Source organism: Saccharospirillum alexandrii (assembly GCF_004000275.1).
Taxonomy (GTDB): domain Bacteria; phylum Pseudomonadota; class Gammaproteobacteria; order Pseudomonadales; family Natronospirillaceae; genus Saccharospirillum; species Saccharospirillum alexandrii.
In genome coordinates this window covers 149,163-170,653 of sequence record NZ_RCIP01000005.1, presented here as the reverse complement: position 1 = coordinate 170,653, position 21,491 = coordinate 149,163, and the positions used below count along the sequence as shown (strand labels likewise).

The following is a 21,491-nucleotide window of genomic DNA, read 5'->3' as shown; positions in this document are numbered from 1 at the left end:
GTCTAAGATAATCTTACCGGGCGCTGCAATCAAAAAAAAACGGCGTAAAACGCCGTTTTTTCCAGATTTAAGACTCAGGTCACACTTCGAGGTAATCCAATATCCCTTCTGCGGCCTTGCGGCCTTCATAAATGGCGGTTACCACCAGATCCGAGCCGCGTACCATATCGCCACCGGCGAAGATCTTCTCGTGGCTGGTCTGGAAAGGGTATTCCTGATGTTCGGCGGCGGTGACCCGCTGCCAGTCGTCCAGTTTGATGTTGTTGGGCTCAAACCACTCGGCCGGGCTCGGCTGGAAGCCAAATGCTACAATCACGGCGTCTGCGGCCAGTATTTCTTCCGAGCCGGGGATCACCTCCGGGCGGCGACGGCCGTTTTCATCCGGCTCACCCAGTTGAGTGGTGACCAGTTTGATGCCTTCCACCTTGCCGTCGCCGACGATTTCGACCGGCTGACGGTTAAACAGGAACTCGACGCCTTCTTCTTTGGCGTTGGCGACCTCACGGCGCGAGCCTGGCATGTTGGCTTCATCACGGCGGTAGGCGCAAATCACCTTGGCGGCCTGCTGGCGAATGGAGGTGCGGTTACAATCCATGGCGGTGTCGCCACCGCCGAGCACCACGACCCGCTTGCCTTCCAGGTTGATGTAGTCCGCCGGGTCTTTTTCCCAGCCTTTGGTGTGGTTGACGTTGGAGATCAGGAACGGCAGCGCTTCGTGCACGCCGTCGAGGTCTTCACCCGGGAAGCCGCCTTTCATGTACTTGTAGGTGCCCATGCCCATGAATACGGCGTCGTAATCGGCCAACAGCTGTTCGAAGTCGATATCGACGCCGATCTCGGTATTCAGGCGGAATTCGATACCCATGTCTTCAAACACATCACGGCGCTTGGCCATGATGGACTTTTCCAGCTTGAATTCCGGAATGCCGAAGGTCAGCAGACCGCCGATTTCGGGGTATTTGTCGAACACCACGGCTTTTACGCCATTGCGTGCCAGTACGTCGGCACAGCCGAGCCCGGCCGGGCCGGCGCCTATGACCGCCACCTTTTTGTTGGTCTGGGTCACTTTCGACAGGTCGGGCTTCCAGCCCATGGCGAAGGCGGTGTCGGTAATGTACTTTTCGGCATTGCCGATGGTCACCGCGCCAAAGCCGTCGTTCAGCGTGCAGGCACCTTCGCAGAGACGATCCTGCGGGCAGACCCGTCCACACACTTCAGGCAGGGAATTGGTCTGGTGGCACATTTCGACCGCTTCAAGCACATTCCCCTCACTGACCAGCTTCAGCCAGTTGGGAATGAAGTTATGTACCGGGCACTTCCACTCACAGTAGGGGTTACCGCATTCGAGGCAGCGGTGCGATTGCTCGGCCGCCTGCTTCTGGCCAAAAGGCTCGTAGATTTCCACAAACTCGTGCTTGCGGGTGTGGATGTCTTTCTTGGCAGGCTCGCGACGGCCGACATCGACAAATTGAAAATCGTTGTTCAAACGCTGTGTCATAACCATTCTCCGTCGGATTACTCAGGGCGGGCCCGGGTGTTGGACAACAAATCGGACAGGCTGGCGGCCTTCGGCTTCACCAGCCAGAAGCGGCTGACGTAGTCGTCGTAGTTATCCAGCAGCTCGGCGCCCCAAGCGCTCTTGGTGTCGTCAACGAAGCGACCGATCACACCAAAGAGGTGATCCCGGTAGGTTTCCATACTTTCGGTACCGATGCGGTGAATGTCCACCAGTTCACGGTTGTACTTGTCCGGAAAGGTGTTCTCCAGGTCCAGCACGTAGGCAAAACCGCCAGTCATACCTGCGCCGAAGTTACCACCCACATACCCCAGCACCGCGACCATACCGCCGGTCATGTATTCACAGCAGTGGTCGCCAGCGCCTTCGATCACGGCCACACAACCGGAGTTGCGCACCGCGAAGCGTTCACCGGCCGAACCGGCGGCGAACAGGGTACCGCCGGTAGCGCCGTAGAGGCAGGTGTTGCCCATGATCGAGGTTTTCTGCGTTTCAAAGGCGCTGCCTTTGGGCGGCCGGATAACGATCTTACCGCCTGTCATGCCTTTACCGACGTAGTCGTTGGCATCCCCATCGAGCACCAGGTTCAGGCCGCCCGCGTTCCACACCCCGAAGCTTTGCCCGGCAATGCCGGAAAGGTTCAGAGTGATTGGCCGGTCACTCATGCCCTGGTTGCCATAGCGCTTGGCGATCTCGCCAGAGGCCCGTGCGCCGATAGACCGGTCGCAGTTACCGATGGTGAAGTCAAAGTCACCACCGGTCTTGTTCTCGATGGCCGGCAGAATGGCGTCGAATATTTCGCGCTGCTTAGTGCCTTTGTCGAACGGCACGTTGCGCTCAATTTCGCACTGCTGCGGCTTGTCGGCCGGCACCTGATCGCTGAACAGGATGTTCGACAAATCCAGGCAATTCTGTTTGTCGGTCTGGCCTTTTTTAACGGTGATCAAATCCGTACGACCAATCACCTCACCCAGGCTACGGTAGCCCAGCATGGCCAGGTGTTCGCGCACTTCTTCTGCCACAAAGCGGAAATAGTTTTTCACCATTTCGACTGTGCCGCGGAAGTGCTGGTCGCGCAGATGATCGTCCTGGGTCGCCACGCCGGTGGCGCAGTTATTCAGGTGGCAGATCCGCAGGTATTTGCAGCCCAGTGCGACCATGGGCGCAGTACCGAAGCCATAGCTTTCGGCGCCGAGCATGGCCGCTTTGACCACGTCCAGCCCGGTCTTCAGACCACCGTCCGTCTGCAGGCGAATCTTGCCACGCAGGTCGTTGCCGCGCAGCGTTTGCTGAACTTCGGCCAAGCCCAGCTCCCACGGGGAGCCCGCGTGCTTGATCGAGGTTAACGGGCTGGCCGCGGTGCCGCCATCGTAACCGGAAATGGTGATCAGATCGGCATAGGCCTTGGCTACGCCGGCTGCAATGGTTCCAACGCCGGGTTCAGACACGAGTTTGACGGAGACCAGGGCATCCGGGTTGATTTCCTTCAGATCGAAAATCAGCTGCGCCAGGTCCTCAATGGAATAGATGTCGTGGTGCGGCGGTGGCGAAATCAGCGTCACGCCGGGCACTGAAAAGCGCAGCTCAGCGATCAGTTTATTGACCTTGCCACCGGGTAACTGGCCGCCCTCACCGGGTTTGGCGCCCTGGGCGACTTTGATTTGCAGCACATCGGCGCTCATCAGATAGGCCGGGGTTACCCCAAACCGACCTGAGGCCACCTGCTTGATCTTGGAACGGCGATTCGTGCCATAACGCTTGGGATCTTCACCGCCTTCGCCCGAATTGCTGCGACCACCTAATTCATTCATGGCTATGGCCAGGGCTTCGTGCGCTTCCGGCGACAGGGCACCGAGCGACATGGCGGCGGAATCGAACCGCTTGAACAGCGCTTCAGCCGGTTCCACTTCCGACATCGGGATCGCCTTGCGATCCGATGTCAGTTCGAACAGGTCGCGAATGGTCGCGACCGGGCGGCTGTTCACGTAGTTGGCGTAGTCACGATAACGGGATTCATCACCGTTCTGCACAGCATCTTGCAGGCTGGTGACTACGTCCGGGTTATAGCCGTGGTATTCGCCACCGTGAACGTACTTGAGGTAACCGCCCTGCTGAATCGACTTGCGCGGTTTCCAGGCGGTTTTGCCAAGCGCCTGCAGCTCTTCATGAAAGTGCCTGAACCCGGCGCCCTGAATGCGGCTGGGTACGCCCTTGAAACAAAGATTAACCACTTCATCGGCCAGGCCCACAGCTTCAAACAACTGGGCACCCCGATAGGAGGCAATGGTGGAGATGCCCATCTTGGACATGATCTTGAACAGCCCCTTGTTAACGCCCTTGCGGTAGTTCTTGTGTAACTGGCGCGGGTCACCCTGCAATTCGTTGGTGCGAATCATGTCATCCAGGACTTCGTACACCAGATAGGGATAGACCGCCGTCGCACCAAAACCAATGGCTACGGCAATCTGGTGTGGATCACGAATGGCGCCGGTATCGAGCACGATGTTGGTATCGCAACGCAAGCCGTGATCAACCAGGTGGTGGTGCACCGCTCCGGTAGCCATAACCGCTGGAATGACCAGCTGGCCGGCTTTCAGGTCGCGGTCTGAGAGCACAACAATCTTGACGCCTTCGCGGCTGGCTTCAGCCGCCGTTTTGCACAAGCGATCCAGTGCCTGCTCCAGGTCGCCGTCGGCCGGGTACGCTAATGGCAATACCTGGTGGCGGAACTCCGGTGCTTCCTGATGCAGGAAATTCTGGAATTTCAGTGGCGACAGCACAGGTGATGTGAGAATCAAACGCTTGGCGTGATCTGCCGTGGGTTCAAACAGGTTCCGCTCCGGACCCAGGCAAGTTTCCAGCGACATGACCACCGCTTCGCGCAAGGGGTCGATCGGCGGGTTGGTCACCTGTGCAAATTGCTGGCGGAAATAATCCGTCACTGGGCGAATGTGCTGTGACAGCACGGCCATGGGGGTATCGTCACCCATGGAACCGACGGCTTCCTGGCCACTCTCGGCCAGCGGGCGCAGCACCTGGTCGCGCTCTTCAAAAGAGACCTGGAACATTTTCTGGTAGGCCAGCAGTTGCTCAGGCGACAGCGACGAGCCGTCCACTTCTTCGGCCAGTTCAAGCTTGCTGCGCAGGCGTACGGCGTTGTTTTTCAGCCAATCCTTGTATGGGTGGGTTTTCTTCAACCGGTTATCGATTTCTTCGGTTTGCAGGAACTCACCGGTGTGAGTATCCACGGCGACGATGCGACCTGGGCCAACCCGGCCCTTGGCCACCACATCTTCCGGCTTGTACTGGAAGGTGCCAATTTCCGACGCCAGGGTGATAAAGCCGTTTTTGGTGATGACCCAGCGGGCAGGGCGCAGTCCATTACGGTCGAGCATGCAGACGGCGTAGCGACCATCGGTCAGTACGATGCCGGCCGGGCCATCCCAGGGTTCCATGTGCATGGAGTTGAATTCGTAGAAGGCTTTAAGCTCACCATCAATGTTCTCGACGTTGTGCCAGGCGGGCGGAATCATGGTGCGGCAGGCACGAAACAGGTCCATACCGCCCAGCAGCATCAGTTCGAGCATGTTGTCCATGCTGGAGGAGTCCGAACCGGTCGTGTTGACCACTGGTTGCAGTTCTTCCAGGTTCGGCAAGTGCGGAGATTCGAACTTGCTCGCACGGGCTCTTGCCCAGTTGCGGTTGCCCTGAATGGTGTTGATCTCACCGTTGTGTGCCAGCAGGCGGAACGGCTGGGCCAGCGGCCACTTGGGCATGGTGTTGGTGGAGAAGCGCTGGTGGAACACGCAAATTCCGGTTTCCATGGATTCGCTCGCCAGGTCCAGATAGAAACGCGGCAAGTCTTCCGGCATGACCAGGCCTTTATACGACAGCACCGTGTCGGACAACGAGCAGATATAGAACTCATCATCATCCTGCATGGCCAATTCTGCCTTGCGGCGGGCGCTGTAGAGTTTCACGGCGAGACCATCAGGCGATTCCGCTTTAACGAACACCTGCTCGATCACCGGCAGGCAATCGAGCGCCATGGGGCCGCAGACTCGGGTATCGGTCGGCACAGTACGCCAGCCAACCAGTTCCAGGCCTTCGTTGGCAAGGGCTGTTTCCAACGCGGTACGGCCAGAGGCTGCCCGGGCGTCGTCGGCATTCAGGAAGATCATGCCAACGGCGTAGTGCTGACCCAAATCGGCCTGAAACAGGGCATCGGCCTGCTCACGGACAAAGGCATCGGGCATTTGCAGCAACAGGCCACAGCCATCGCCGGTTTTGCCATCGGCAGCAATACCACCACGGTGCGTCATACAGGTCAGAGATTCGATGGCGGTTTGCAGCAACTCGTGGCTGGCCTGCCCCTGCATGTGGGCAATTAGGCCAAAGCCGCAGTTATCACGGAATTCATCAGGCTGATAAAGACCGGTGGGGCGTTCGAGACGGTCAGGCAGTGAAGGACTGTCTGTACGATGGAGACCCTGTTTCATAGTGACTCTCTTTTTATCGGGGAACACCGGCCATCAGAGGCGAGAAATCGAGATGATTCCCACCTACACGGCTGGCTATGCCGGTGTTCATGCTGATCTGCTCTGGGAGGGTTGCCCGGCTTTGGCAAACGACAGGTCACTTTATCGACCCCTGCCAGCCTTCAACCCGCCTTATGAACGACTGAATCTGCGGCTGAGTCTACTGAGCCAAAGCGACTTCACAAACTATAACGGTATAATATGAGGGTAAATCAGTCGCTCCAGTGAAAGAAGCGATGCAAAGCTTGAAAATTAGTTGCTTTGAATGGCGGTTGCTTTCAAATCGGCCACGTTTCTCGCCCAGGGAGACTGGTCGGAAAAATCGTCTGGGAGGTTGGGAATATCTGCCCTCGCCGTTGCTGAATCCGGATACAACCCGTAAACCAGCACATGCCAGGGCCGGTTATCCAGTTGAGTGGTTACAATACCGAACTGGTCGGGATCTGCCTGGTCTTCAATCAGGCGCACAATGGCGCTGCGGTCCCGAACACCCAGTAATTGCAATGAATACTGGGTGTCACTGGCCGCAGCCAGCCAATTGGGCAGTGCGTCTGTGGCTGCCGCAATGGCGGGCTCCGGTGCAGCCGGTTCCGGGGCGGGCTCAGGCGCCGGAGTGTTGTCCTCTGGTTCAGGGGTACTGTCCGGCTCAACCGGTGGTTCTTCCGGGGCAGGGGCAGCCGGAGGCTCAGGCGGTTCGTCGGCAGGTGCCGGTGTGTCATTTCCGCTTTCGGTCGCGTTCTGCTGCCGGGCTTCAACTCGCGCTACCGCCTCGGCCAATCGCTGTTGCACCTCGGAGTTTACCGCTGCAACCTGGGTGTCGGGCTCTCTTAGCATCTCCTCCTGCAGAGGCTCGTCCCCTCCCCGGCTGTAGAGAAACACCAGCACCAACAGACTGACGACCGCTGTGCCGGCAATCAGATGTGTCAAGGGGAACCCATGCTGACGTTCCGTGGTCTTGAAGGTGCCTGCAATCAGGTAATCACTCACCACTTGATTCAAGTGTCCGGGCAGGCCGTGCGCCAGATCGTTCAACCGGGCAATATCGCGAGTATCGATCGGAACCGCGTCGAGATGACCGGCGGCGGCAAAGCGGTCTCTCAAATACCCGGCGGCATCGGTCTCAGAAAACGCCTCAAGCACCATTACAAACCAAAGTTCATCGTTTCCGGCCTGCTCTATAGCCGTTGCCGACTCAGCCAGCCACAATTGACGCATGCGCAGGTCTGGCTGTGTCGCCAGGGTGTGCAATGACTGCACCCAGGATTGCACTTCTCCGCTCCAGCGATCAGCGTGTTCAACGATCATCAGAAAATTTTCGCCATCCGCAGTGCGCTGGGCGACGGCATCGGCAATATTGCGAAACAATGAGGCGGTATCGGAATCGACCCGCAAACCCAACCCAAGCTGACCAATCAATTCACGGCAAATAAGGTCTAACTGACTGGCACTGCCTGCATCCAGCCAGGCAACACGCCACTCATCGTCAAAGCGGCGCAGCACTTCACGCGCCAGATGCCGCTTACCGCCCTCGGCTGGCGCCATCATCAGGCAGTCCTGTGGACTGAAGGTCAGAAGGTGTTTGAGCTGTTCAACAGTATCGGAGCGTTCAGCGACACCGCTGAACACGGCTGCATCGACATCCTCGCCGAACGGATCTCGTGCTAACCCATAGTAGTCGAGCATGCGTTGGGTTTGATCGGGCATATCCTGCATAAAGGGTACCGGTCCTGAGCGTTCCTTCATTAAACCGACTCACTTCAGCACTGTCCAGCGACTTTGTAAAGCCTCAGCGATAACGCCTTTCGGCAAGTCTGACCGCAATCGTTCAGGCTACACCGCCACAGGCCTCCCTTAACGTTTCAGTGAGAGCTTTTGGTGCAAAATCCGCGGTTACTACAGCCTGGCCCAGGCCAGTCAGCAGCACCAGACGAAGCTGACCCGACTCGACCTTCTTGTCACGACCCATATGTGTCATGAATGAATCCGGGGTCATTTTTGCAGGCACCTCAACCGGCAAGCCAGCTTGGCCAATGAGCACTAGCGCACGCGTGTAGACATCGTCACGGATCCAGCCCAACCGTCTGCTCATCGAGCAAGCCATCACCATACCTGTGCCCACGGCTTCACCATGTAACCAGGTCCCATACCCCATTTCCGCTTCGATAGCATGACCAAAAGTATGACCAAGGTTCAGCGTTGCGCGTAGCCCCTGCTCGGTCTCATCCGCGGCTACAATGCGAGCTTTTGCTGCGCAAGACCGATAGATCGCTTCACTGATGGCTGCAGCATCATTCGCCATCAGGTCTGGCATGGACCGTTCGAGCCAGCCAAAGAAGTCGGCGTCGCCAATCAACCCATACTTGATCACTTCAGCCAGGCCAGCCGACAACTCCCGCCCGGGCAAAGTTATCAGTACCGTCGGATCAATGAGAACGGCAACAGGCTGCTTGAAGGCACCGATCATGTTTTTTCCGAGCGGATGATTAATGCCAGTTTTGCCACCCACCGAAGAGTCGACCTGTGACAACAGCGTGGTAGGCACCTGGACAAAATCAACACCGCGCTGATAAGTCGCGGCAGCATACCCCGTCATATCACCAATAACCCCCCCTCCGAGCGCCACCAACACCACTTTTCGACTGAGGTTGTTCTGCAGCAGGAAATCATAGATCCGGGTTAAGGTCGCCTGGTTTTTGTGAGCTTCACCATCTGGCAATATCAGGGAAAGCAGCCGTCGCCCTGGCTTGTCGAGGCCCGCCTTCACGGCTTCAAGGTATAGCGGCGCGACAACGTCGTTGGTAACAATGACCACCTCAGTATGCGCAACGCACTCGCTCCAAACCGAGGCGTCTTGCAGGCAACCAGGTTGAATCAGAATCGGGTAACTGCGATCACCCAGCTCAACGGTTAGTTTCATAGGCTGTATCCAGTGCTTTCAGTTGTCGAAGGATATCGCGCACGACTGAGCGTGTACTGTGCCCATTGGTGTCGACCATGATGTGCGCTGTTGCTTCGTAGAGAGGGTTGCGCAGCTGCGCCATGTGTTTGAGGACCTGACGGGGGTTGGCGTTCTGCAATAAAGGGCGATTCCGGTCTTTTGCAGTGCGCACCAGTTGCTGGGCGACCGACGTTTTTAAGTAGACCACAACACCGGCTGAACGCAACAATGACCGGTTCTCTTCTCTGAGGATTGCACCGCCACCCGTCGCCAGAACCTGTGGCGGCTCTGCAACCAAGTCGGCCAGAACCTGGCTTTCCCGATCGCGAAAGCCAGCCTCTCCCTCCAAGTCAAATATCCAGGGGATATTGGCTCCGGAGCGCTCTTCAATTTCTTTGTCGGAATCAACAAAGGCCAGGCCCAGTTGCTCAGACAGCAAACGGCCGATGGTGCTCTTTCCAGCGCCCATCGGCCCGATAAGAATGACTCTTCCAGATGACATCAATTCACATCAGTTAGCGGCCAATCCTTCTTGCACCAGCTTCGGCGTAATAAAGATCAACAATTCGGTTTTTTCTTCGGACGTACTGGTTCGCTTAAACAGCGTACCCAATACTGGCAAGTCACCCAGCAATGGCGTCTTGTCAATCGTGGTAACACTTTCCGTCCGGTATACACCGCCCAGCACAAGCGTATCTCCGTTATTGACCAGTACCTGTGTCGTCACCGAGTTAGTATCGATGGCATTACCGCCCGCTGCCAGAGAATCCTGAGTAACAACCAGATCCAGTACGACGCGGTTGTCCGGTGTGATTTGTGGCGTTACTCGTAATGACAGACCGGCGTCCCGGAATATGGTTTCACCCTCAGCGCCCTGGAACGGAATGGATTGACCGGAAATAATGTAGGCTTCTTGTCCGTCTGAGGTCACAATTTTCGGCTGCGACACAACCTCTGCCGAACCCCGGGTTTCCAGCGCCGATAACTCCAGATCGAGTGCATAGTCAAAGGCGGCCACACCGATGGCGAATGAGCTGGCATTACCGCCGGCTGGCAGGTTAACCGCCAACGCGTCCGGATACGATTGGGTATAGGACGTGCCATCAGAGTTAAACAGATCTTCACTGATGCTGCTGGTTGAATCGAGTGATCCGGAAGCAACCACGGGAGGGAAGTTACCACCCGAATTCACGTTACCACCCCAGCGAATACCCAATTCCTTACCAACCGAGGTTCGGGCAGCTACCACACGTGCCTCGATCAACACCTGACGAACTGGACGATCAAAAATTTCGATGGCTTCGCGCATGCGGTCAAGATTACTGGCAGTATCACGAATGATCAGCGTGTTCGTACGTGTATCGGCCGATGCAGAACCCCGGCTGGATAAAAACCCGGAAGAAGACCCGGACCCACCTTGAGAAGTAGCAGTATCGCCTTCCTCGGTGGTGTCTACCGAATCAGCGCCTGCGCCACCGGCACCGGTTCGCAACACTTCAAGAATGTCAGCTGCCCGGGCGTAATTGATTTGAACGAACTCGGTTACCAGCGGCGCCAGTTGCTCAGCCTGTTGCTGTGACTCAAGCTCAAGTCGTTCGCGCTCGGCGATTTCCTGAGCAGGGCCGACCAGTAGGACATTGCCTGTCTGACGCTTGTCGAGGCCTTTGGTTTTCAATACCAAGTCAAGCGCCTGGTCCCAGGGAACATTTTGCAATCGCAGGGTAATGTTCCCGGAGATGGAATCAGAAGCGACCAGATTCAGACCAACGTAATCAGCAATCAGCTGCAGGACATTTCGAACTTCAATATCCTGAAAGCTCAGCGACAAACGATCACCACTATACGGGAACTGTGCTTCCTGTCGTGCCTGCGCCTCAGCCGGGGTTACCGTTTGGACATCAATCGTCATACGGTTATCGGTTTGGTAGGCAAGATAATCAAAGGCACCATCCAACTCCAGCTCTACGATGCCATTTTCATCGTCACGGTAGACATTGATATAGTGAACCGATGTTGCAAAATCGACCACATCAAGGCGACGACGCAATTCACGGGGAACTTCGAAATCTTCGAGTTCTACAACAATCGACCCGCCGCGTTCAATGATATCGGTGCGCGCATTGCTGTTTGAAAATTCAAGAATAACCTGTCCGGTACCCTCTTCCGACCGGCGAAAATCAACGTTGACCAGTTCGGACTGCTCGTTGTTAGTGGTGCGGCTGGTTTGGGTAACAGAAGCGCTGTTCGTAGTTGACGCAGGCTGAGCACTTGCTAGTGGCCGCGCAGAACTGTTGCTCGACTGACTTGAGGCAGACCCAAGCACACTTTCAGCACCTTCACCCACAACAATCTGTACCGTATTGCCTGATACCGCAGTAGCGTAAGGCACCAGGGACGACAGGCTCAGCACAATACGGGTACGTCCACCCGAAGAAACGATGGCAGCATTTCGAGTATTACCGGTACCTATCTGAACATAACGACTGTCCAGTAAGCTGTCTGTGTCCCGGAAATCCAAAGAAATTCTTGCAGGATTTTCAATGCTGTAACCGACCGGTGTGGGTGCCGGACCATCGAACGTCAACTCCAGTTGAGTTCGGTCCCCGGACAATGCCAGGGCCTGAAAATCTGTAAGTGATACAGCCAGAGCGCTGCTGCACCAGGTCATCAGAACCAGCGGTAATGTGTACTTCATAATAATATTTTTCAAATTCATTGGTTTCACCTTATCGCTCTCCCAGCCTTAATTGTCGAGACCCGAGAGAACTATAGCCCTGGGTCGCTCAACCCAGTTGTCCTGACCCGACGGTACGATTTCGATTAAATCTATCTGCGTTTCGCTGATGCTAATAATTTCGCCATGGTTACGGCCCATGTAGTTTCCAACCTGAACCCGGTGAATTTCACCGTCACCATCTCGTATCAGCCCCCAAAGATCGCCCTCTTGAAGACCAGCCAAAGTACCCACCATAGTTAAATTCTCGACCCGATAAGACTCCAGAAATTCAGGAACCCTATCCGGATCCGGGCGCACGTTACTGCGCGGCGCTTCTGCTTCTTCGGTTTCAAGTTCAACCGGTCGCGGAGCCTCGAAAGGGGAACGCTCACCACTGGCCGTGTAGGATACAAATTCAAACGTCGCAAATTCGGGGGGTGGCGGAATGCTGCCACTCGGCCGGGAGTCAATTTCCGCCACATAGTCTCTCAAGTCGACCAGAGGATCTTCCTGAACACAACCAACCAAAACCAAACCCACAATAACTGTCAGAAATGCACTGTTTCTCACTGCGCACCTCCTGGGTTGTAGCGGTAGGTTCGTGCATTAATGGTCATGCTCAAAGGCGATTCCATTTCAGCTTCGGATTCAGCACCGCGCTGGCGGTTCGCAGCGGTCATATTGAAATCGTGTAACGTAACGATTCGCGGGATAGCCGACATTGCACTCACGAACGTACCCATCTCGTGATAAGTACCACGAACCTGAATGGCGATGGGTGTTTCTATGTAGAACTCTTTGACAACGTCGTTGTTGGGAGTAATTCGGTCGATTTCCAAACCACTCTGTGTACCGGTCGTGCTGATATCGTCCAATAAACCCGGCATTTCCGTTTCGTCCGGCAACTGATTCAACAAGGCGCCAAAAGACTCTTCCATTTCAGCCAACTGGGCTTTAAAAGAGTCCAGATTAGCTACCCGAAACGCCTTTGACTGATATTCTTGCTTCAGGTTTGGCTCCCGGGCAGTCGCCCTCTCCAGTTCGGCGTATGAATCCTTGATTGCAAACCAGTAAAAACCAAAAACGATCGCACCCGACAGTATCAGCAGCATTATCAGCTTAATGCCGAATGGCCAGGACCCCATGTTCTCAAAATCGGGATTGTTATAGTCAAAACGGCGAAAGCCGTCAGCAAATTCCTGGAAAGTCATGATTCAGACTCCTCATTCGGATTTGCCCGCTCAACCCGAATACTAAAGGTATTACCCACGACTTCCGATCCATCTGTTACTGACTGAACGTTGATCAGAAAAGCGTTCTTAAACCAGGCCGAACGATCCAGATTCCGCAGAAAGTCCGAAATACTCAGCGGGCGATCTGCATTACCCGAAATGTTAATCGTTGTACCCTGGCTGGTCATGGTATTGAAATACACACCTTCAGGGGTCGCCTTAACCATTTCATCAAACACATGCACGATGATCGGCCGATCACCCTGCAGGCTCTGAATCACTTCCATCCGCTCAACCAACTGCTCACGCTGCTGTCGCAACGACTGGATTTCGACGATTTTCTGATCAAGATCGCTGATGCGTCGTTCCAGAAAAGTATTGCGCTGGTCCTGGAAGGCGATCTGACTGGCAACCTGTTGGTCCCAACTCCAGCCAGCAGCACCGGCGGCAACCACAACCAGCATCAGAATCAGAATAAACTGCTTCTGTCGCTCCTTGCGGCGCTCCTCGCGCCAGGGCCTTAAATCAATATTTGCCACGTTCGAAACTCCTCAATGCCAGACCGCAGGCAATCATAAGGGCCGGTGCGTCATTGGTCAGATTGCTGGCATTTACCTTATTCGACAGCGTCATGCTGGCGAAAGGGTTCGCAACCATGGTGTTGGTCCCGATCTTTTCCTTAACCATTTGCGCCAGCCCCGGGATCGACGCCGTCCCACCTGCCAACAGAATATAGTCGACATCGTTATAAGGGGACGCAGCAAAGAAAAACTGCAGTGAGCGGGTAACTTGTTGAACAACGGCTTCCTTAAAGGGCTCAAGCACTTCACTGGCGTAGTCATCCGGCAACCCGCCCTGCTTTTTGGCAAGCCCGGCTTCTGCCTGGGTCATGCCATAGCGGCGCATGATTTCTTCAGTCAGTTGCTTGCCGCCGAACAGCTGCTCGCGAGTGTAAATGGTTTTACCCTCGTTAAGCACGCTGAGCGTTGTCATAGTGTGACCTATGTCCACCACTGCGACGGTCAGACCCTCTTCGGAGGGCTCCAGCTCGGGGATCAGCAACTGAAAGGCCCGCTCAAGAGAAAAGGCCTCCACATCGACCGCACGGGATTCCAAACCACCCAACTCAAGTGCGTCTTCCCGTAGTTCGACGTTTTCGCGCCGGCAGGCCGCCAGCAGCACGTCCACCAGACCGTCGCCTTTCTCGGACGGGCCGATGACGTCGAAATCGATCGCGACCTCATCGAGCGGGTAAGGGATGTATTGGTCTGCCTCCACCTGGATCTGGTTTTCCATCTCTTCATCCGACAACCCGGCCGTCATTTGAATCGACTTGGTAATCACAGAAGAGCCGGACACCGCCACCGCAGCCTGTTTCAGCTTGGAGCGCGACTTTGTAACAAGCTTGCTGATGGCTTCCCCCACCCCCTCAATGTCGTTGATGTTTTTTTCAACAACGGCATTTTCAGGCAGAGGCTCAACAGCGTAAGCTTCTACTCGGTAACCATTGGACAACTGACTCAGCTCCATCAACTTGACGGAAGTGGAACTGATGTCGATACCCAACAGCCTTTTTTGCTTCTTTTTGAATAGCGAGGCCACGAATGTTTCCCTTGAACGACACGCACTTACGAACGTTTTATAGGTTTTACATTAAGTATTACATAACACAATAGACCAATCCGCAATGTATAAAAAGCATCATTTCTGCCTATAATGACGGCCTTTTACGGCGGTTTTCAGCTAACCCCTTCATTTAATTGGGAAAACATGAAGTATTTGGTCAAATCAGCAAGCGCTATTCTGTGGGCAATCTTCTCTTTGATTTGTGCCCTGGTTCTCATTTCAGCCAGTGTCTATCTGTATCTTAGCCCGTCTTTACCCGACGTACAGACTTTAAGAGACATTCAGCTGCAAACTCCCATGCGCGTCGTAAGCGCCGATAACGAGCTTATTGCCGAGTTCGGTGAACAGCGTCGCAACCCGATTCAGTTCGACGAGATTCCACCCTTGTTCGTCAAGGCCCTGATCGCCATTGAAGATCAACACTTTGAGGATCACCTGGGCGTGGATCCGTCAGGGTTTACCCGGGCGGTACTGACGGTACTGATGACTGGTGAAACCGATGGCCCCGGGGGCTCGACCCTGACGCAACAGGTGGCCCGTAACTTCTTCCTGACACGCGACAAGACCATCACCCGGAAATTCACAGAAATTCTGCTCGCGTTCCAGATGGAGCGGGAACTCAGCAAGCAGGAGATCTTCGAGCTCTATGCGAACAAGCACTTTCTAGGCTATCGCGCCTACGGCATTCAGGCCGCTGCCGATGTGTATTACGACCGTGATGTTAACGACCTGACCCTACCGGAACTGGCGATGATTGCTGGCCTGCACCAGGCCCCGTCGGCCGCCAACCCCCTGATCAACCCCGACCGGGCCAAGCGCCGGCGTGACATGGTCCTGGGCCGGATGGCGGAACTGGGCTTCATTCCACAGGCAACCTATGAAGCGGCCGTTCAGTCACCGCTCACAGCAGGCTTCAGTGGTAGCCGGCCGCAGATCGAAGCCTCCTACCTGGCAGAGATGGTACGCGACCACATGGTTCAACAGTATGGCGAGGCTGCCTATACCGATGGCTACACCGTACACACCACACTGAACACCCGCTTGCAAGCGGCGGCCAATCGGGGGATTCGCCAGGCGCTGACCGACTACAGCCGCCGTCACGGCTATCACGGCCCCGAAGACCACTATGATGTGGAAGGCTTGTCTGAAGAAGAAGCCCTGACACGCTGGCGCGAACTGATCGATCGTACACCACGCTACGGCGGCCTGACACCAGCGGTGGTCATCGCGGCTACCGATGAAGCGTTGCGCGTCATGCCACGCGGCAGTGAACCGGTTGATATCCCTCTGACGGAACTGCAGTGGGCACGCCCCTACATCACCGAAGACAGCATGGGCCCGGCGCCCGAAACGGCTGCGGACATCGCTGAACCCGGTGACCTGGTGCGCGTGGTTCAAATCGACGACCAATGGCAACTGACTCAGGTACCCTGGGCTCAAGGCGCTCTGGTGTCACTGAACCCGAGCGACGGCAGCGTTAACGCGCTGGTCGGCGGCTTCGACTTCCTGTTGTCAAAATACAACCGGGCCGTTCAGTCCAGCCGACAACCCGGATCTGTCTTCAAGCCTTTTGTGTATGCCGCAGCACTGGATAAAGGCTTTACGCCAGCGACGATTGTGAACGATGCCCCCATCGTACGATCCGACTCGCTGCTCGAAGACGTTTGGCGACCGCGTAATTCCGGTGACCGGTATCTGGGTCCAATCCCACTGCGTCAGGCCCTCTATCAGTCGCGCAATTTATCCGGAATCCGCATCCTCGAGGACATCGGGGTCGACTATGCCCGTCGTTATGCGGAACGGTTCGGTTTCGATCAGAACAACCTGGCACGGGACATGACGCTTGTCCTGGGGAGCACGGCGGCGTCCCCCATGGACATCGCCCGGGCCTATGCGGTCTTTGCCAACGGGGGCTATCTGATTGAGCCTTACTTCATCGACAGCATCGCCGATGCTAATGGCAATATCATTTTTGATGCCAACCCGGCTGTTGTGTGTAAAAACTGCCCGGAAACCCCTCGCCCCTTTGAACTGGAGACCGGTGACGAATCCACCGCTGCCCAGGCCGAGACAAAAGCGGTCGATGTCGCCCCGATAGCACTGAACCTCGAAGACGATCCGACCGCCGAGACCACCGCCGGGCCGGCCCAGCCACGCTATGCCCCCCAGGTCATGTCGGAGCAAACCGCTTATCTGATGGATTCCATGCTGAAAGACGTGGTACGCCGCGGTACCGGGCGCGTTGCCTATTCGTCCATGGGTCGCGATGACCTGGCCGGCAAAACCGGGACCACCAACAATGCAGTCGATGCCTGGTTCAGTGGTTACAACGGAGATGTCGTGACGGCTGCCTGGATCGGCTTTGACGACAATCGGGGTTTGGGGCAAGCCGAGTTTGGTGGCAAGGCTGCCTTGCCGGCCTGGATTACCTTCATGCAAGCCGCCCTGGAAGGTCAGAGCAGTAACTCCCTGTCGCAGCCGGTTGGCATAGAGCGTATTCGCATCGACCCGGCAACGGGCTTGCTGGCCCGGCCCAATCAGCCAAATGCCGTGTTCGAGATATTCAGGGAGGGGACAGCACCGACTGAAGTCAGCCGCGAAGATGTAACGATCGACTTTTCCTCGGACGGCAACGGCGACAGCAGCACTGGCAATGATGCCATCTCGCCCGAAATGCTGTTCTGACAAGCCCCTGTTCGGGGCTCGTCAAACATAAAAAAAAAGGCCCTGTAAGGGCCTTTTTTATGGGTAGTCCGGTAAAGAGACTGCTCAGAGTTTGTATTCATCCGGCAATGGCAATCGGGCGACGCCAGTCTCCACCGCAGCTCGCGCAACCGCACCGGCAACCCGGTTCAACAGGCGTGAATCGAGTGCCTTGGGAATAATGTAGTTGCGGCCGAAAGACCATTGCTCGCCGCCATAGGCCGCCACCACTTCCGGCAGAACCTCTTCACGAGCAAGCTCCTTGATCGCGTAGGCAGCGGCCAGCTTCATTTCTTCGTTGATGGCCGTTGCGCGCACATCAAGCGCTCCCCGAAATACAAAGGGGAAGCCAAGCACGTTGTTGACCTGGTTCGGATAGTCGGACCGGCCGGTAGCCATAATCAGGTCATCCCGGGTGGCCAGGGCCAGTTCTGGCTTGATTTCCGGGTCCGGGTTGGCACAGGCAAACACGATGGGGTTGGGTGCCATTTTCTTTAATTGCTCGGCGCTGAGCATGTCCGGCCCTGAAAGCCCCAGGAACATATCCGCGCCATCGATGGCATCGTCCAGCGTGCGCGCAGTGGTGACCGGATTGGCGAATTCGCGCTTGTACTGATTCAAATCATCCCGTCCGGTGTGGATGACACCCTTGCGGTCGATCATCAACAGGTTTTCCAGCGGCAGGCCAGCCGACACCAGCAGGCGCGAACAGGAAATGGCCGCTGCACCGGCACCCAGGACGACCAGTTTGGCAGTCGCCAGCGATTTACCCTGAATCTCAAGGGCGTTGAGCATGCCTGCGACCGTCACAATGGCCGTGCCGTGCTGGTCATCGTGGAAAATCGGCACCTTGCACTTTTCAATCAGCCGGCGCTCGACTTCAAAACACTCCGGCGCTTTGATGTCTTCAAGATTGATGCCGCCAAAGGTTTCAGCCATCAACGAAACGGCCATAACGATTTCATCTACGTTTTCAGTATCGAGTTCAATGTCGATCGAGTCGATGTTGGCAAAACGCTTGAACAGCAAAGCCTTGCCTTCCATCACTGGCTTACTGGCCAGCGATCCCAGGTTTCCGAGGCCAAGAATAGCGGTACCGTTGGAAATAACAGCGACCAGGTTGCCTTTCATGGTGTATTTGAAAGCATTTTCCGGATCTTCGGCAATGGCGCGCACCGGCTCTGCAACACCCGGGCTGTAGGCCAGGGAAAGGTGTCGTGAGGTTTCGGCGGGCGTGGTGATTTCGATACTGAGCTTACCCGGGCGGGGCATGGCGTGGTATTCAAGCGCGTCGCGCTTTAACTCGTCTGACATGATCGGTGTCCATTATTATTGTGCAGATAGGTAGGAAAGCCCGCAAAGCATAACGAAGCGCTTCGGGTCGCTCAAGCAATCGAGCCAGAGGATAGTGCACGACTGTCTTGCTGACTACGCAAGAAATCTTCGAATGCCGTATTCACGGCCACCAGATACAAAAAAGCCCGGCGGAGCCGGGCTTTTTCATTGCACTGCGTATAGACGGACAAATAGAGCTTATTTGCCGATCTTGCGTGCAGAGAAACGTGACTTGAAGCGATCGATACGGCCGCCTGAGTCAACAATCTTCTGCTTGCCGGTATAGAAAGGGTGGCAAGCGGAGCAAACGTCGAGGTGCATTTCACCGCCACGGGTTGAGCGAGTCTTGATGACGTTACCGCAGGAGCAGTTGGCCGTCAGTTCCACATAGTTCGGATGTATATCAGCTTTCATGGGTCACCTCTGTTGCGCCGCCACCCGGTCATTATTGCCGGGCACCGCACTTTGACGAAAGAAACAGGTTCAGGGCACAATGCCTGTTCGCTGCTGTCTCCAGTAGTCACTGTTGACGAGCCGCTAGCAAGACCAATGCCCCAAAAATGGGAGCGCAATCATACCAGAGTCTGATCGATTGACAACCACTTCCAAAGACCCGCTGCGCATCGCTGATATCACCGTACCAGGCCCTTTCGCAGGCCCGCTAAGCTACCGGATCGAGCCGGGCCAGATGCCGGTTCCCGGCTGTCGGTGCACAGTGCCGCTGCGATCGCGCCAAGTGGTCGGCATGGTGACCGCTGTTCGCCCGGCACAGCCTGGCGACAGTAACACCCTGAAAAGCATAACCGACGTACTTGATGACGCCCCCCTGCTCAGCCCCGATGTGCTGCAACTGGCGCAGTGGGTCAGCCGCTACTACTTATACGACGCCTACCCGGCCTACATGCTGGCCTTTCCAGCCGCACTCCGGTCTGGCGAGCCAGCCGAGTTGAATGACGAGCCACAGCTTGAATTGACGGTCTCCGGTGAACATCTTGACCCCGACAAACTCAAAGGCCGTCGCCAGCGTGAGGCGCTTGCCTTGCTCCAGTCGCTGACTAAAGCCGGGCAGGTCTGCACGCCGGCACTACTGAGAGGCAAGGGTGTCGACCGCACCCATTGGAAGGGCCTCATCGACAAGCGCCTGCTCAAGCAACGCCCGGCCCAGCTGCTGCCAGCCAGCCCCACGGGGGCACTGCGGCAGCAAGCGCTGGCACTGAACCCGGACCAGGCAGCCGCATTGTCGACTCTGCCAGTCGAAGGCTTTGCCGTACAACTGCTCGAAGGGGTCACCGGCAGTGGCAAGACCGAAGTCTATTTGCAGGCCATGCAACGCGCGCTGGAACGCGGCAAGCGCGTCCTGGTGTTGGTTCCGGAAATAGGCCTGACGCCACAAACACTGGCCCGGTTCCAGCAACGCTTTCAGGACAACCTGGTGGCCCTTCACAGCGGTATGACCGACAAACAGCGCAACAACGCCTGGTTGCGGGCCCAGGCGGGTGAGGCCAGCATCATTCTGGGGACCCGTTCTGCCATCCTGACGCCCATACCGGACCTGGGGCTGATTGTCGTCGATGAGGAGCATGATGCCTCCTACAAGCAACAAGACACCCTGCGCTACCACGCCCGGGACCTGGCCATTTACCGGGCCCGCCTGCTGAACATACCGGTTATGCTGGGCTCGGCGACGCCGTCACTGGAATCCCTGCACAACGCCCAGCAAGGCCGCTACCAACACCAGCAACTGCAGCAACGGGCCCAGGGTCAGACGCGAGCCCGGCTGGAAACCATCGACATGCGCAAGCAGCGCCAGGAGCACGGCGTCTCGGAACGCCTGCTGCACCGGGTTCGCCAGCACCTTGAAGGCGGCAACCAGGTATTGTTGTTTCTAAACCGGCGCGGTTATGCGCCTTCCTGGTTCTGTCGTCAGTGCGGCTGGATGTCGGATTGCCCGTTTTGCGATGCCCGCCTAACCTATCATCGCGGCCGTCACCAGATGCTGTGTCATCACTGCGGCCATCAGGAGCGACCGCAACAACAATGCCCTGATTGCGGCTCAACCGACCTGACCCCTCTGGGCGCCGGTACTGAACGCGCTGAAGAAGCACTGGCAACCTGGTTTCCGGACACCCCCATTATTCGCTTTGATCGCGACTCGGTCGCCAATGCGCGTGACCTCGAGCAACAACTGAACCGCGCCCAGGCAGATGGCCCCGCCATACTGGTTGGTACCCAGATGCTGGCAAAGGGTCACCATTTCGAGCGCGTAACGCTGGTCGGCATCATCGATATGGACGCAGGCCTGTTCAGTGCCGACTTCCGCGCCCGCGAACGCATGGGCCAACTTCTGGTTCAGGTATCCGGCCGCTCGGGCCGGGGCGACCTGGCAGGCGAGGTGGTGCTGCAGACCTTTCACCCGGACCACCCCTTCTTTACACCCCTGCTGGAGCAGGATTATCCTGCCTTCGCGACACAACTGTTGGCAGAACGTCAGCGCTCAGGACTACCGCCCTTTGGCTATCTGGCCTGCCTGCGCAGCGACAGTGCCTACCCGCAACGGGCAGAACAGCTGTTAAAAGAAATGGCCGGGCGACTGCTGGCCGAACCGGGCATCCGGGTATTCGGTCCACTGCCCGCCCTGCTGTCACGACGCGCCGGGAAGCACCGTTTTACCCTGCTGGTGCAGAGCGATCAGCGCAGCCGCCTGCACACAGCGCTGCAACCGCTGGTAGCCGACTACCCACGCCAGCAACGCCATGTCAGCTGGCATCTGGACATTGACCCGATTGATCTAATGTAACTCAAGTATCGGAGTTCGCTAAGGCGACCAGCGGCGGGTGCCGGGTGTGCCTCTGTGGGGTAGTCCGCAGTATGGATCGGTCCGACGCCT

General features: G+C 56.6%; 14 protein-coding genes. 2 read left to right on the top strand and 12 right to left on the bottom strand.

All coding sequences use genetic code 11. The features are described 5' to 3' along the window. Positions 1–79: 79 nt before the first annotated feature. The 10 genes from EP166_RS18470 to EP166_RS18425 all read right to left on the bottom strand — a co-directional run bounded on the left by EP166_RS18470 (position 80) and on the right by EP166_RS18425 (position 14,542). Entirely contained in the window at positions 80–1,498 is a 1,419-nt protein-coding gene (locus EP166_RS18470; RefSeq protein WP_127559834.1) for an FAD-dependent oxidoreductase, read from the bottom strand. A 17-nt stretch (positions 1,499–1,515) separates the two neighbouring features. After that, positions 1,516–6,015: a glutamate synthase large subunit gene (gltB, locus tag EP166_RS18465; protein WP_127559832.1), complete on the bottom strand. Its 4,500-nt coding sequence runs from the start codon at positions 6,013–6,015 to the stop codon at positions 1,516–1,518. 291 nt (positions 6,016–6,306) lie between these two features. Next, on the bottom strand, positions 6,307–7,797 hold the full coding sequence (locus EP166_RS18460; protein WP_127559830.1) for a hypothetical protein: 1,491 nt from the start codon (positions 7,795–7,797) through the stop codon (positions 6,307–6,309). Between the two features lie 82 nt (positions 7,798–7,879). Further along, on the bottom strand, positions 7,880–8,971 hold the full coding sequence (gene aroB, locus EP166_RS18455; protein ID WP_127559828.1) for a 3-dehydroquinate synthase: 1,092 nt from the start codon (positions 8,969–8,971) through the stop codon (positions 7,880–7,882). Then, positions 8,955–9,494 (bottom strand): shikimate kinase AroK, encoded by a 540-nt coding sequence (gene aroK, locus EP166_RS18450; protein ID WP_127559826.1) that lies wholly within the window; start codon positions 9,492–9,494, stop codon positions 8,955–8,957. Before aroK ends, aroB begins: the two co-directional genes overlap by 17 nt. A 9-nt stretch (positions 9,495–9,503) precedes the next feature. Beyond that, entirely contained in the window at positions 9,504–11,708 is a 2,205-nt protein-coding gene (locus EP166_RS18445; RefSeq protein ID WP_220432633.1) for a type IV pilus secretin PilQ, read from the bottom strand. A gap of 27 nt (positions 11,709–11,735) precedes the next feature. After that, the gene (locus tag EP166_RS18440; protein ID WP_127559825.1) at positions 11,736–12,278 is read right to left on the bottom strand and encodes a pilus assembly protein PilP; all 543 of its coding nucleotides are present in this window, start codon (positions 12,276–12,278) and stop codon (positions 11,736–11,738) included. After that, positions 12,275–12,919 (bottom strand): type IV pilus inner membrane component PilO, encoded by a 645-nt coding sequence (locus EP166_RS18435; RefSeq protein WP_127559823.1) that lies wholly within the window; start codon positions 12,917–12,919, stop codon positions 12,275–12,277. The genes EP166_RS18440 and EP166_RS18435 overlap by 4 nt, the downstream gene beginning before the upstream one ends. Beyond that, the gene (locus tag EP166_RS18430; protein WP_127559821.1) at positions 12,916–13,479 is read right to left on the bottom strand and encodes a PilN domain-containing protein; all 564 of its coding nucleotides are present in this window, start codon (positions 13,477–13,479) and stop codon (positions 12,916–12,918) included. The genes EP166_RS18435 and EP166_RS18430 overlap by 4 nt, the downstream gene beginning before the upstream one ends. Continuing rightward, positions 13,466–14,542, bottom strand: coding sequence for a pilus assembly protein PilM (locus tag EP166_RS18425; protein WP_127559819.1), 1,077 nt, complete (start codon positions 14,540–14,542; stop codon positions 13,466–13,468). Before EP166_RS18425 ends, EP166_RS18430 begins: the two co-directional genes overlap by 14 nt. Before the next feature lie 321 nt (positions 14,543–14,863). Between EP166_RS18425 and EP166_RS18420 the strand changes: the two genes are divergently transcribed. Then, positions 14,864–17,251: a penicillin-binding protein 1A gene (locus EP166_RS18420; protein WP_164744008.1), complete on the top strand. Its 2,388-nt coding sequence runs from the start codon at positions 14,864–14,866 to the stop codon at positions 17,249–17,251. Between the two features lie 84 nt (positions 17,252–17,335). Here EP166_RS18420 and EP166_RS18415 read toward each other — a convergent pair whose 3' ends face one another. Both EP166_RS18415 and rpmE read right to left on the bottom strand, forming a co-directional pair. Then, positions 17,336–18,583: a malic enzyme-like NAD(P)-binding protein gene (locus EP166_RS18415; protein WP_127559815.1), complete on the bottom strand. Its 1,248-nt coding sequence runs from the start codon at positions 18,581–18,583 to the stop codon at positions 17,336–17,338. Positions 18,584–18,802: 219 nt separating this feature from the next. Then, positions 18,803–19,018 carry a 50S ribosomal protein L31 gene (rpmE, locus tag EP166_RS18410; protein WP_127559813.1) on the bottom strand — a complete coding sequence of 72 codons (216 nt, stop codon included), beginning with the start codon at positions 19,016–19,018 and terminating at the stop codon, positions 18,803–18,805. A 178-nt stretch (positions 19,019–19,196) separates the two neighbouring features. Between rpmE and EP166_RS18405 the strand changes: the two genes are divergently transcribed. Continuing rightward, a complete protein-coding gene (locus tag EP166_RS18405; RefSeq protein ID WP_164744007.1) occupies positions 19,197–21,401 on the top strand; it encodes a primosomal protein N' in 2,205 nt (734 codons plus the stop codon). Positions 21,402–21,491 lie beyond the last annotated feature (90 nt).